Annotated in this window: 10 protein-coding genes and 1 riboswitch; of the genes, 5 read left to right on the top strand and 5 right to left on the bottom strand. The window is 45.6% G+C overall.

Features of this window, described 5'->3' with window-relative positions; genetic code table 11:
- Positions 1–136 precede the first annotated feature (136 nt).
- Positions 137–289 carry a hypothetical protein gene (locus tag R7M92_RS06075; RefSeq protein ID WP_005378381.1) on the top strand — a complete coding sequence of 51 codons (153 nt, stop codon included), beginning with the start codon at positions 137–139 and terminating at the stop codon, positions 287–289.
- A 142-nt stretch (positions 290–431) separates the two neighbouring features.
- Here the strand turns inward: R7M92_RS06075 and mukB are convergent, their stop codons facing one another.
- The 4 genes from mukB to cmoM are packed head-to-tail and all read right to left on the bottom strand — an operon-like array spanning position 432 to position 7,735.
- Positions 432–4,895, bottom strand: coding sequence for a chromosome partition protein MukB (mukB, locus tag R7M92_RS06070; protein WP_318132993.1), 4,464 nt, complete (start codon positions 4,893–4,895; stop codon positions 432–434).
- Between the two features lie 2 nt (positions 4,896–4,897).
- Entirely contained in the window at positions 4,898–5,623 is a 726-nt protein-coding gene (gene mukE, locus R7M92_RS06065; protein ID WP_005378379.1) for a chromosome partition protein MukE, read from the bottom strand.
- The gene (mukF, locus tag R7M92_RS06060) at positions 5,604–6,941 is read right to left on the bottom strand and encodes a chromosome partition protein MukF (protein WP_009707095.1); all 1,338 of its coding nucleotides are present in this window, start codon (positions 6,939–6,941) and stop codon (positions 5,604–5,606) included. Before mukF ends, mukE begins: the two co-directional genes overlap by 20 nt.
- A 2-nt stretch (positions 6,942–6,943) precedes the next feature.
- Positions 6,944–7,735, bottom strand: a complete 792-nt coding sequence (gene cmoM, locus R7M92_RS06055) for a tRNA uridine 5-oxyacetic acid(34) methyltransferase CmoM (protein ID WP_318132991.1) — start codon at positions 7,733–7,735, stop codon at positions 6,944–6,946.
- Positions 7,736–7,849: 114 nt separating this feature from the next.
- On the opposite strand from cmoM, the gene elyC reads away from it, so the two are divergent.
- Complete coding sequence (gene elyC / locus R7M92_RS06050; protein ID WP_005387893.1) at positions 7,850–8,635, top strand: envelope biogenesis factor ElyC; 786 nt, start codon at positions 7,850–7,852, stop codon at positions 8,633–8,635.
- 71 nt (positions 8,636–8,706) lie between these two features.
- On the opposite strand, the gene torR is transcribed toward elyC, so the two are convergent.
- Positions 8,707–9,417, bottom strand: coding sequence for a two-component system response regulator TorR (gene torR, locus R7M92_RS06045; protein WP_005378370.1), 711 nt, complete (start codon positions 9,415–9,417; stop codon positions 8,707–8,709).
- 266 nt (positions 9,418–9,683) lie between these two features.
- On the opposite strand from torR, the gene torD reads away from it, so the two are divergent.
- The 3 genes from torD (at position 9,684) to R7M92_RS06030 (ending at position 12,887) form a co-directional block, all read left to right on the top strand.
- A complete protein-coding gene (torD, locus tag R7M92_RS06040; protein ID WP_262591814.1) occupies positions 9,684–10,331 on the top strand; it encodes a molecular chaperone TorD in 648 nt (215 codons plus the stop codon).
- Positions 10,332–10,798: 467 nt separating this feature from the next.
- Complete coding sequence (gene purR, locus R7M92_RS06035) at positions 10,799–11,803, top strand: HTH-type transcriptional repressor PurR (protein ID WP_005378368.1); 1,005 nt, start codon at positions 10,799–10,801, stop codon at positions 11,801–11,803.
- 287 nt (positions 11,804–12,090) lie between these two features.
- Positions 12,091–12,180: riboswitch (cyclic di-GMP riboswitch) on the top strand.
- 116 nt (positions 12,181–12,296) lie between these two features.
- Positions 12,297–12,887, top strand: a complete 591-nt coding sequence (locus R7M92_RS06030) for a TfoX/Sxy family DNA transformation protein (RefSeq protein WP_005378367.1) — start codon at positions 12,297–12,299, stop codon at positions 12,885–12,887.
- Positions 12,888–12,929: the final 42 nt, after the last annotated feature.

Genomic DNA, 12,929 nt, shown 5'->3' with positions numbered 1-12,929 from the left:
CCTTATTAAACACATCCTTCTCATATATAAGTTGAATCAATGATCGAGCTAACAAAATCAACATAGATCGTTTCTGTTCTACTTTGCCTTTTGAGTATGATGAGAGCTCCCCTTACTCAACTTGAGAGGTTGGGAAATGCTAATAAAAGAAACAAATAATGATGAACCAGAGCTTGAAGAACAAGAGAGCTTAGACCAACACCTACAGCGCTTGTCTGAGCTTTCTGTCCAAGCACTTGAAGAGCTTGCTGAAATGATCGAAGTCAGGGACGATATTCCAGAGGAATAAACGTCGCTTCCTCATTAAGTTCCGCTAATAAGCCGAGACTGCCGTCCTACAGTCTCGGCTTATCTTATGTAGTTCGAAGCCTACCTCGCTAACAGATACAAAAACGCCCGCGTTCATGCGGGCGTTTTATTAGATTCGGAGTTTACGATTCAAACTCTTCAATCATCTCTTGCGCTTCAGTCTTAGGCTTATCCGTTTGACCAAAACCACGCAAGCCAACCACGTGTACGTGTTCGTGGTCTTTAAACACCTTACGCACCAGTTTGTAGGTCGTACCTTTCTCTGGGCTGATGTTTTCTGGTGCCGCGATAAGAAGCTGCATATCCAGACGGTCACACAATTCGAACAATGTCGCGATCGATTTCGCATCCAGACGCGCTGCTTCATCCAAGAAGAGCAAACGACAAGGCACAATGTCTTTGCTGCGTAGACGACGAGACTCTTCTTCCCAGCTTTGTACTACCATCAATAGGATTGACTGACCGGTACCGATCGCTTCACCTGTTGATAGTGCGCCAGACTCGGCCTGTAGCCAACCATCTGTACCACGGTTCACTTCTACACTTAGCTCTAGGTAGTTACGGTAATCCAGTAGCTCTTCACCCAGAACCTGAGGAGAACGTTGACCCATATCGATATGTGGGTTCACACGTTGGAACAGCTTCGCCATTGCTTCGGAGAAAGTAAAGCGAGTCGATTCAAACAGGTCTTTGTGCTGCTCTTGCTGTGTCGCTAGACCGTTCAGTAGCACTTCGTGACTTTCGCGGATCTTCACGTTTAGACGTACGCCTTTCACCTGGCCAAACGAAATGTTCGACAAGCCTTGGTTCAGCATACGAATACGGTTTTGCTCACGCTGAATCGTCTTCTTGATGATGCTCGCTACCGACTCAGAGCTGATCGCTAGACGGTTTTCACGTTGCGTTAGCTCTTCCGTTAGACGCGCCAGCTCGACTTCCATCTCTTCGATTGCTTCAACTGGGTCATCAGTACGGATGATATCCTGACGAATACGCTCACGAAGGTGTTGGTATACAGCAATATAGAACAGAACTTTACGCTCTGGACGAGCGTTGTCTTCAGACAAACGGAGTGCATCACGCAGGTCGTCATTGTTCGCAACCGCTAGACGCAGCGCACCCAGTGATTTATCCGACATCGAACGCAGTTCATCCGCTGACATGTAAGCCAGTTCACGCTTGTGTAGACGACGCTCAACATCGTTCTCACGCGCCAGACGAAGCACTGAACACCAGCCGGCTTTCGCAGCAACCACGAACGTACGCAGCTCAACGTATTCTTTCTGAACTTTCTTCAGACGTTTTGCCAAGCCTTTCATCTCTAGTTCAGTAGAGGTGATCGTGCGCTCGTATTCGCTCTTACGGCTGCGAGACGTGTGTAGACGCTCGTGCAATTCGTCACGACGACGCATTGCGCGCTCTTCTGCACCTTCGTCAGCGTTCACGCCAAACTCTTGAAGTTCTTGTTTGAACTCTTGAACCGTTTCCAGTTTCGCTTGGTGTGAACTCTTCAGAGAAGCCAATACTTGGTTGTATTGGTTCATTTGGCCTTGCGACTGTTTCAACTCTTCACGAGAGCGTGTACGCATTTGTTCAGCTTGAACCAGTTTTGCTTTTAGCTGCTCACTCAGTTCGCTGCTCTTGTTCAGTAGGTCTACTGAATCAGAGTAAGCGAAGTAGTGGCGGCGTTCAACGAGATCTGAAAGTGCAAAGATTTGCTTCTTAAGATCTTGTAGCTGCTCGTCTGCCGCTTTGTATTCTGCTTCTAGTGCATTGAATTGCTCGGGGTCAGCATCAAGCGCAGACGCAATATTCTCTAATTGCCCGACGGCTTTTGCATGGTTGCTTAAGAAGTTCTTCGCCTCTGCAAGCTGAGCGATTTTCTCTTCTAGCTCATCAAAACGCGCTTGCAATGACTCATCTTCAACAAGCACCATGTGTGACGCTAGCTTGTCCAGAGAAGACAACGCTTGCTTGCTGGTTTGAAGCTGAGAACGTTGTTGTTGCTCTTTCGCATCCAGATCCGCCAGCACACGAGCAATTTGGTTACGCTTATCACGAATAGTTGCCAGTGCTTGTTCTGGATCGGCGTCAAAAGCAACCTGAATGTGGTTAGACACAAATAAGTTAAACGCTTGGTACAAGCGCTGCATTTTCTGAGAATCAAACGCCGCTTTTGCGTGTTTCTCTACCACTTCTTCTCGTTCGTTACGCAGCAACTCTAGACGCTGCTCACGTGCCGCGCGGCCAAACAATGGGATCTCAGGCAAGCGAGAGTAACGCATTTGGCGATCGTTCATACGAACGCAAACCGCGCCCTCTAACTCTTCTGCATCGAACGAGCTGTCATCAAAGGCATCGATGTCACCTTCAATGATGTACAAGTCTTCTGGACAGTCGTCTAGCTCTACCAGTTTTTCTTCGATGCCTGACAAGTCAGAAACAACGATAGCGTGACGAGCCGGACCGTACATCGCACTGAAGTAAGGCGCGTCATCAATCGTGATGTCATCGTAGATCTCAGACAGCAATACACCGCCCAGCGTATCTGCCAAACCTTTCAGGCGAGGGTCATTTGAACCACCAGGAGAAGCAAGACGCTCAATCTCAGAGTCTAGCTGGCTACGGCGCTCAGCAAGCTTATCTTTAGCTAAAGACAGCTCCCTTTCTTGTTCAAGGACAACTTGCATGTGGTTCATTACCGCATGGCGATCCTCAAGCTCTTCACCGCTCTGCTCTCTCAGTTTCTCTAGCGCATCGTTCGCCGCAATCCAAGCTGGTGCTATTGCTTCAAGCTTACTGATTTCTGCCACCGCGTTTTGCTCTAGACGGCGCTGTTCACCACGCTGATCACGAACTTCTTCTTGAGCTATCTCTAGTGATTCGATTTGCGTCGCATGACGTTCACGTTCTTGTTCAAACGTAACCTCATCGGTTAGTTCAACGTGATATTGCTTTTTGTATTCAGCAACCAGTTCACGTGCTTGACGCTGCTGGTTAAGGCTGCGTTCGAGATCACGGTGTTGTGCTCGCCATTGCTGTTCGTTTTGTGCGATTTGTTGTGACTCACGCGCTTTCGCAATTGCGGTTTTCGCATGTTCAGACGCGTCTTTGCGCTCAACTTGACCAACGATGCTTTGTACCAGTTTAAGCGCGGTTTCAAACTGCTCTGCCGCTGCAGAAGACATGTCCAGCTTGTGCTTAACCGATAGCAACGCATTGGTGCTTTCTGATTCTTTGTTCTTAAGCTCAGAAACAAGCGCTTGTGCCGATTCTGCCGTTAGGCTGTCATCGCCAAGTAGTTGCTTCGCTTTCTCCAGCGCTTGAACCGCTTGTTGGTATTGAAGTGCACGAGTTTGCTGAACGTCAAGTGCTTGTTGGTAGTCAGCCAGTTGCGTCTTAAGGCTATCCACCTCTTCTTCCGCAACGGTCGCCTGCTCTTCCACCATCAGCACGCGTTCTTGCGCTTCTTCCACTACCATCATTTGTTCTTCAAGACGCTCACTCAGCTCTTCAAGATCTTCTTGGTAGCGTTCGATCTTCTCTTGCTGACGCAGTGCGTTTTGCACCAGTTGCAAGTGGTCCGAAGCCGCTTGGTAATCTTGCTCTAGCGCAGATTCCGACTCGATCAGTAGCTCTAGCTCTTCTTGAACGCGGTTAAGCAGGTTGTTTTGCTCAACGAGAGTTTCACGAGAACCGAACAACTCTGAACGCAATGACAGCGTTTTATCCAGCTTGTTACGACGATCGTTCGCGTGACGCATGTAGTCCGCAGCCACATAGTTGGTCGACTCAGTGATCAAGTGCTTGAACAAGTCACGGTCTGCTTGCGTGGTTTTGATCGCTTCTAGAGTCATGCGGTTTTCACGCAGTGCTGATTCCATATCTTGGAATGCTTTCTTCACGCCGCCGTTTTGTGGCAGAAGGTAGTCACGTAGCGAGCGTGTAATTGCACTTGAGATACCACCGTAAAGCGATGCTTCGATCAGGCGGTAGAATTTAGAACGGTCACCAGAGTTACGTAGTTTCTTCGGAATCACACCGAATTCAAACATTTGCGCGTGGTAATCCACGATAGAAGAGAACGCTTTAAATTGAACGCCTTCAAATTCTGCGATCGATTCTTTTACTTCGTTGATTTGACGTACACGAGCTTGAGTCGCTGATACGCTTTCAATCAAGATATCCGTTGGTTTCACATGGCTTGGAAGACCTTGGATAACAAACGGTTTGATGTCTACTTTCTTATCACGACCCGCAACTTGCTGCAGTTTTACTGCGAACAATAGGCGTTGGTTACGTGAGTTCACCACGTCTAGCGCCGCATAACATGCGCCCGGCTGTAGCTTACCGTACAAACCTTTGTCGCGAGACGACTGGCTGCTGCCTGCTTCTGTCGTGTTACGGAAGTGCAGTAGCGTTTGGTCAGGAATCAATGCGGTGATGAACGCCGCCATTGTGGTTGATTTACCTGCACCGTTACCACCTGAGAGCGTGGTGACCAGACCATCGATGTCAAACGTACGGGCAAAGAAGCCGTTCCAGTTGACCATGGTCAGCGATTGGTATTTACCGCGTTCAATCATGCTCATGCTTCACCCTCTTCTGTTGTTTCTTCTTGGGCTTGGTCGTCTTGATCTTCTTCAGACAATAGGCTGCCTTGGCTTGGCTCTTTGGTGTGCACTACCGCTTCACCATCACGGATCAGACGCAGTTGCGCTTCACGCATGTCATCGCCAATACGTACATCGGCACCAAAGCGGAATACTGCTTCACTGATGCTGAATTTACCGGTTTCACCGATGTTGATGATCATGCCTAGGCGGCGTAGACGACGAAGTGACGTACGAACTTTTTCAAACAGCTTTTCTTTATCAAGGTCAGAACCAGTCGCACGGTTCGTCACTAGCTTCATCAGCTTGTTTTCATCTGCTAGAGCAAGCAGTTCGTCGTACAGCTCTTGGTTAGTGAAGATACCTTCGTGCGCAAGACGCTCTGGGCTTAGGTAAAGGAAACACAGAACCTTACCCACCAGCATATCCAGTTCAGAAAGGACACTACGGCCAATCAGAGATGTTGAACGTGGACGAAGGTAGAAGAAACCTTCTGGTGCTTTCACCAATTCGGTGTTGTAGCGTTGGTAGAAAGAAGAAAGCTCAAGTTCGAAATCCGACAACAACGCGTGGTTGTCTAGATCTTCACTTGAGATATGACGCCCTGCTCGAAGCATGCTGTCTAGCGCTGGGAACAGAGGGTTAGAAATTGCTTTTGCCAGATTCTCTGACATGTATTCATTAGTATCGGTCGATGACATTCGCTTGTACCTTTGCCCCAAATTCGTTGATTGCTTTCCAGTCTGGCTGAACAGCTTGGTAGTCGGATTCTGAATAACCCAGACGTACCGCCTGATCAACGACAATGCGAGCTAAATCAAAGTGATGAGTGTATGGGTGCTGTGCAAGGTAATCTCGCAAAACCACGCTCAAGTCGATTGGTGTGCCTTGATCTTTATGCGCTTTCAGCATGTCACCAATTCGCTCTGCCAACTCATCATTGACTTGTTGAAACTCTTCGTATTCTACTTCCATCGGAACTTGACCCGTCACCTCGTCATCACGCAGTACCAGGGCTTCATCACGAAGGTCAGAAAGCCTTTCCGCATCTGCATAAGTCAGATACCAAGGCGCATCGAAGTAATCTTTGACGGATTGACGCAGACGCGAGCTAAACGCACGGTTCTTATCCATATCAATGGCAGTACGGATAAACTTGTGTACGTGTCGGTCGTAACCAATCCAAAGGTCGATCGCTTGCTGGCCCCAGCTTGTGATTCGGTCCAGCTTCATTTGCAGACCAAATAAGGCTTCTTCGATGAACTCAAGCTCAGGATCGCCGTAAACAATTTCTTGAATATCTAGGATCTGAGTTTGCAGTTCATCACTGGCAGCTTGCAGCGTATCTTGAAGTTCACGCAACGTGCTCGACGTTTCTGACAGTAGCGCTTCACAGTTGTTGATCGCTTCACGCCAGTCTTTGTTAAGCAGATCAGCAATCTGTTGTTTTACAGACTGTTGCTGCTCATCCATCACACGTTGGTTAAGGTCGATTTGATCGAAGATCTCGCCTACAGAATATTTCAAAATCCCGTACACGTTTTTCTTCCAGTGGCCCGGAGTGCCACCCTTTTGTGCCGCTTCAATCGCTTTCGCCATTTCATCCGCTACCATGGATAGCTGGATAGATAGACGCAGTTTTGAGAACTCACGATGACGCACGTAGTAGTCGGTTATTCCTATCGCTAATGGCGACAAGCGGTAAATGCTCGCTCCGTCAGTAATCTCACTGACAAAACGGCTCATAAGACGCTGCTTAACCATCTCGTTGATCGCATTGTTCGCACGAAAAGCGGAGGCTTCGCCGGTCTCATCAAATAGTCGAGTGACGATGGCAAATGCATCATGCAGTTCACCTTCACCCAGTTCTTCATCGAACCTTTCATTACTCAGTACGGCAATGGCTATCAAAAATGCCAATCGCTCTGTGGTCAGGTTCAACGAGAAATCGTGCTGCTTAACCCAGCCAACCAGCTCATCGATTGGTTGCTCTGCAGCATTGAGAGTCATCTCACTCATTGTTATTCCTGTTTATCGTTCTTTTTAGCCCACACATGAATGTAGCGGCCTAATGAGAGGTATGGCTCTTGTCGACAAAGTTGTTTTTCTAGCGCCAACACATCTTCAAACTCGTAATCACCCATGTATTCCATATTGCCTATGTAATCACTAAATGAGCGAATACCAGATTTGCAACAAATATTAAAACCTGAATTTTCTATCCACTGGTAGACTTCTTCAGGTTTTAAGCCTTTTTGCGGCTGTAGTTTAAATCTTTTTCGGTGAGGCATGCCGTCTAATATATGAGGAATGTTGCCACAAACCACGTTTTTATAGACTAAACCGTGGTGGTTGTAGAACATGACTGATGCGATGCCTCCCGGTTTTACTTGTTCTAGAACTGTTTCAAGTGCGGCCTTAGGATCAACCAGCCACTCCATCACAGCGTGGAACATAACCAGATCGACCTGTCCATCCATATGTTCACCGATGGATTGGACAGGCGAATGAATCAGGCGATACTGCTCAAGCAAACCGTTTTTTTCAATATCCTGCTTAGCCAACTGCAGCATTTCCGAAGATAGATCACATAAAGCGATTCGATGTCCGAGCTTAGCAAGCTTTTGCGACATTTGTGCCAAACCACCACCAGCGTCTAACACTTCTAGGGGTTGCTGGTCAGCATCTAATTCACTTAGAATCTGTAGAAAATCTTCCCACACAATGATTTGGCGGATCTCCCCTTTATCGGAGCCGTAAATATTTTTTGCAAATTTGTGGGCGATATCGTCGAAATTGCGGTCTTCTGTCACTTCTGCTGAGTTATCATAACGGATTGTGCCGCTATTCTGGCACAAGGAAAGCAGGAATAAAGAGGGATACCCTCATTTTTATTATCAATTGATGTTTTTTCGGACTATTTATGTATGTTTGAGCTGAAAAAAGTAGTGTCAGCCATGCTTATGCCCCTTCCGGCATTGCTGCTGATAGGCTTGTTGGGTCTTGCTCTCATTAGTTTTACTACAAAACGTAAAACTGGCTGCTTCGTTGTTCTATTCTCTTTTGTTGGCATTTTTCTTGTTGCCTTCCAACCTGTTTCAACCAAGCTTCTTATGCCGTTAGAGCGAGAGCATAAAGCCTTTTTGCCAGTTTCTGGCACCATCGACTACGTGATGGTTTTAGGGAATGGTCATGTTATCGATGACGAAATTCCACCCACCTCGCAGTTAAGCCGTGCAGCATTAATGCGCTTAACTGAGGGCATTCGTATTTTAAGAATGTATCCAGGCGCGAAATTAATCTTATCCGGCTATGCTGGCGGATCTGAAATTAGCCACGCGCGAATGATGGCGAACGTTGCCCTTGCGTTGGGAGTCGCGAAATCCGATATCATTTTATTAGAAGATGCGAAAGATACGTGGGAAGAGGCGCGTCAAGCGGCTGCATTCGTTCAACAAAAGGAGATTGTGTTAGTCACTTCTGCGAGTCACATGAGCCGTGCATTGTATGAGTTCAACGCAGCAGGCATTAAACCAATCCCAGCCCCGACCAACTTCTTAGCTATTAGCGAGATAAGTCAACCTTGGGATAAATACTCACCTAAAGCGCGTTACTTAGAACAAACAGAGCTTTATTGGCATGAGTACTTGGGCAGTATTTGGCAAAGGTTGCGTGATACTGTCGGCCAAACACCAATGGTTGAAGCAAACTAGTATTATCTTGAAGCCACAAAAAAGGAGAGCCGAAGCTCTCCTTTTCTTTTTACGATTGAGTTATGTTCAAACTAGTCACCAGCAAACATATAGCCTTCGCCGTGCACCGTTACAAAAATCTGTGGGTTCTTAGGATCGAACTCCATTTTTGCGCGCATACGTCGAATAAGAACATCAATGGTGCGGTCATTCGGCGCATCCACTCGATGGCTAATCATGTTCAAAATACGCTCACGACTTAACACCTGGTTAGGGTAAGACGATAATGCCACCAAAAGTTCATACTCTGCTTTAGTTAGTTTTACTGGCTCACCGTTGCGGCTAAGTGCGCGACGTTGAATGTCGAATGTCCACTCCCCAAAGCGCACAATGTGCTCTTCACTGGTTTCATTCGCTTTCGAGCTGCCACTACGCGCTGCTGAAATACGCCACAGCAAGTTTTTAACGCGAACTAACAGCTCTCTCAGTTCAAAAGGTTTTGTCACATAATCGTCAGCACCCATTTCTAGGCCTACGATTTTATCAATGCTATCCGTGCGTCCTGTTACTAATATGATACCAATATCCGATTGGCTACGTAACTCACGAGTAAGCATCAGGCCGTCTTCACCAGGCAGGTTAATATCCAGCATGATCAGGTCTACATCGCCCGCTTGCAAAACTTCACGCATTTCTGCGCCACTCTCTGCTTCGCTGACTTGGTAGCCCTCATTTTGGAAATATCCCGCAAGCTTACTACGAGTTACAACATCATCTTCTACGACTAATACGTGATAGCTCATTTACACCACTTTTCTGTCTTCTTATTATCCAAGACGTATTCTATTCATAACTAGTAACATTTCTAGTCATAGATACATTAAAACGCAAGATTTAGCGTTTTTATTGATTCAAAACAAGCTTGCCCATTGCTATTAATAAACGGTCATTTTTGACCATAAAACATAACAATTATAGTTACTGCTATTCATTTTAATTGATTACACTTAGGGGATATCCCTAATTGACTTTGTGATGCATGACTTGAAGCATCATTCAGGAGCCCAAAATGCAAGAAGTGAAAGCTTTTAATGAAAAACGCGCTGAAATTTACTGGTGGTTTTCGAGCTTGTTCGCAAAAGAACTAACAGAGAAAGAATTGGAAGCCTATCACAGTGTTGAAATTCGCAGTTTTCTCGCAGGTTTAGGTGAAAATGAGTCGCTGAAACCAGCTGTTGATAGCCTAGTTGATGCATTGAATCGGTTACAAGATCGTGAAGATGCACAACTAGAGCTTGCAGCTGACTTTTGTGAACTGTTTTTGAAGACAGAAAAATACGGCGCTCTTCCTTACGCATCCATGTACATTGGTGAATCAGGTTTACTGAATGACAAGCCAGCTGAGGAAATGGAAAAGTTGATGGCTGAATTTGGCGTTCAAGTAGACGAAAACCTAAAGGAACCTGCGGATCACTTAGCCGTTGAGCTCGACTTTCTCGGGAACATGATTATCCGCTCAAACGAGCTTGAACAAGAAAAACACATGGAAGAAGCCTTCGTTAAACAAAACGACTTTATCCAGCAACAATTGATGTCTTGGTTACCTCAGTTTTCAGACAAATGTAAAAAATTCGATGAATTTGGATTTTACTCAAGTATCGCGAAACTATTAGTTGCATTTTGTAAACTAGACAGCGCCTACCTTCTTGGTGAATAATTGCCGCCTATTTTTAGGGAGCCTGCCTATCGGGCTTCCTGTATGCCTGAAAGTGACCGATTGTAAGTAACTTGGGTATAATATTCGTTTGCCTTAACTTAGCGCAAAGACGCTTGGTTATTTAGCAGTCAAAATGTGACTTCAAATACACAAATCTCTTGCTGAAAACATTGCTAGTCAGTCCACATAGGGCTAAAATGTGAGCGCAAACGATTAAATATGATTTATATGTAAACCGCTGAAATATAGCGGTTTTTGTGTTTTCTTAACAGGTTGATGGCAATTTCTCATCAGATAGAAAAAGATAAAATTCATCGACCGATGCTGCTACGCACCCTTTTGTCGCACTTGGATCAACCGCTGCCGAGACACTTAGCGCCAATTTTAGATTGCTAGGTGTGAAACCATTAGAGCATCAGGTACATCCAATACGACATATTTCAGTAGCTCGATACAGGACACCATTTATGGCCACGATAAAAGACGTTGCTCGCTTAGCCGGCGTTTCCACTACGACAGTTTCGCACGTTATCAATAAAACGCGTTTCGTTGCAGAAGCAACGCAAGAAAAAGTAATGAAAGCCGTTGACGAGCTGAATTACGCGCCAAGTGCCGTTGCACGCAGCCTAAAATGCAACTCAACTCGTACTATTGGCATGTTAGTAACGCAGTCAACCAACCTATTCTTCTCAGAAGTGATTGACGGGGTTGAGAGCTACTGTTACCGCCAAGGCTATACTCTGATTTTATGTAACACAGGCGGGATTTACGAAAAACAACGCGATTACATTCGTATGCTGGCTGAAAAGCGCGTTGATGGCATCCTAGTGATGTGTTCTGACTTAACCGAAGAACTAAAAGAGATGCTTGACCGTCATGCGGACATTCCTAAAGTGGTCATGGATTGGGGCCCAGAGAGCTCACAAGCAGACAAGATCATGGATAACTCAGAAGAAGGTGGCTACATTGCAACCAAACATCTGATTGATAATGGTCATACGGATATCGCTTGTCTAAGCGGTCATTTTGAAAAGCTTGCTTGCCAAGAGCGCATTGCAGGTTTCCGTCGCGCAATGAGCGAAGCGAACCTAGCTGTAAATGAAGACTGGATCCTTGAAGGTAACTTTGAATGTGATACGGCCGTATTAGTTGCAGATAAAATTACCGCAATGGACAAGCGCCCGACGGCGGTATTCTGTTTTAACGACACAATGGCTCTAGGCCTAATGAGCCGCTTGCAACAAAACGGGATCAAAATTCCTGAAGATATTTCAGTGATCGGCTACGACAACATCGAGCTTGCGGAATACTTCTCTCCACCGCTAACGACTATCCACCAACCTAAACGTCGTGTTGGTAAAAATGCATTCGAAATTCTACTTGAGCGTATCAAAGATAAAGAACACGAAAAACGAATTTTCGAGATGCAACCTGAGCTTGTAATTCGAAATACTGTGAAAAAAATGAACTAAAATTCACTGTATTTAACCGTGTTAAATAAGCGCTCTACAGGGGCGCTTATTTTTTTGGAAAAATTAAGCATTCTCTAATACTTCACACCACTCTAATAACAATTGACTAACGTTAACTCCCTGTTTTATATAAATGTAATATATATTAAGAACTCCTTTTCAAAGGCCAATTTGCACCTTTCCATATGCAAAATAGAGCATTCAATCTATCATTTTTATTGAACCGAAATCACACTTTTAACGCTAAACCGTGATGTTAATTCAATATAAGAAGTATGCTCATTGTGTCACGCACAGGGCAAACCATTCGAAAGAGTGGGACGCAAAGCCTCCGGCCTGAACCATATTACGATATGGAAGGTAGCGGGGTTACCGATGGCAAGTGTGTAAGCAATGACTTTACTCTGTAATGACATTGTTTTTACGCATGTTTGCTACTCTCTCGGACCTGACTTTTGGTGGCGTAATATTAATTACACCGAGATAACAAAACATGGATAAACCGATACTCAAAGACTCTATGAAGCTATTTGAGGCACTTGGTAATATCAAGTCGCGCTCAATGTTTGGTGGCTTCGGACTATTCGCTGATGAAACAATGTTTGCACTAGTGGTAAACAATCAGCTTCATATCAGAGCAGACCAAAAAACTTCATCTGACTTCGAGAAACAAGGGCTAAAGCCTTACGTTTATAAAAAACGTGGCTTTCCAGTCGTTACAAAGTACTACGCTATTTCCAGCGATTTATGGGAATCAAGCGAACGCTTAATCGAAGTAGCGAATCAATCATTGAAAAAGGCAAAGCTTGAGAAAGAACAGCAAGCAAGTACAAAGCCTAACCGTTTGAAAGATTTGCCTAACTTACGACTGGCTACCGAGCGCATGCTAAAAAAAGCCGGCATCGAATCCGTAGAGAAGCTTGAAGAGGAAGGTGCGCTTAACGCCTATAAAGCGATAAGAGATACGCACTCTGCAACCGTCAACATTGAGTTGCTATGGGCACTAGAAGGTGCTATCAACGGCACTCATTGGAGTGTGGTACCTCAAGCTCGCCGAGATGAGTTGATGAACGGCCTCCAATAAAAGTCGGCCTAAAAACTATCTTGTAAAACCGCAGTCTAATCT

Source organism: Vibrio sp. Vb2880 (assembly GCF_033337975.1).
Lineage (GTDB): Bacteria > Pseudomonadota > Gammaproteobacteria > Enterobacterales > Vibrionaceae > Vibrio > Vibrio alginolyticus.
This window is presented reverse-complemented; position numbering and strand designations above follow the sequence as displayed.

Bases quoted from the DNA above. Each gene is read 5' to 3' on its own strand.
- R7M92_RS06075 (WP_005378381.1), top strand. From the start codon at position 137: ATGCTAATAAAAGAAACAAATAATGATGAACCAGAGCTTGAAGAACAA.
- mukB (WP_318132993.1), bottom strand. From the start codon at position 4,895: ATGATTGAACGCGGTAAATACCAATCGCTGACCATGGTCAACTGGAAC.
- mukE (WP_005378379.1), bottom strand. From the start codon at position 5,623: ATGTCATCGACCGATACTAATGAATACATGTCAGAGAATCTGGCAAAA.
- mukF (WP_009707095.1), bottom strand. From the start codon at position 6,941: ATGAGTGAGATGACTCTCAATGCTGCAGAGCAACCAATCGATGAGCTG.
- elyC (WP_005387893.1), top strand. From the start codon at position 7,850: ATGTTTGAGCTGAAAAAAGTAGTGTCAGCCATGCTTATGCCCCTTCCG.
- torR (WP_005378370.1), bottom strand. From the start codon at position 9,417: ATGAGCTATCACGTATTAGTCGTAGAAGATGATGTTGTAACTCGTAGT.
- torD (WP_262591814.1), top strand. From the start codon at position 9,684: ATGCAAGAAGTGAAAGCTTTTAATGAAAAACGCGCTGAAATTTACTGG.
- purR (WP_005378368.1), top strand. From the start codon at position 10,799: ATGGCCACGATAAAAGACGTTGCTCGCTTAGCCGGCGTTTCCACTACG.
- R7M92_RS06030 (WP_005378367.1), top strand. From the start codon at position 12,297: ATGGATAAACCGATACTCAAAGACTCTATGAAGCTATTTGAGGCACTT.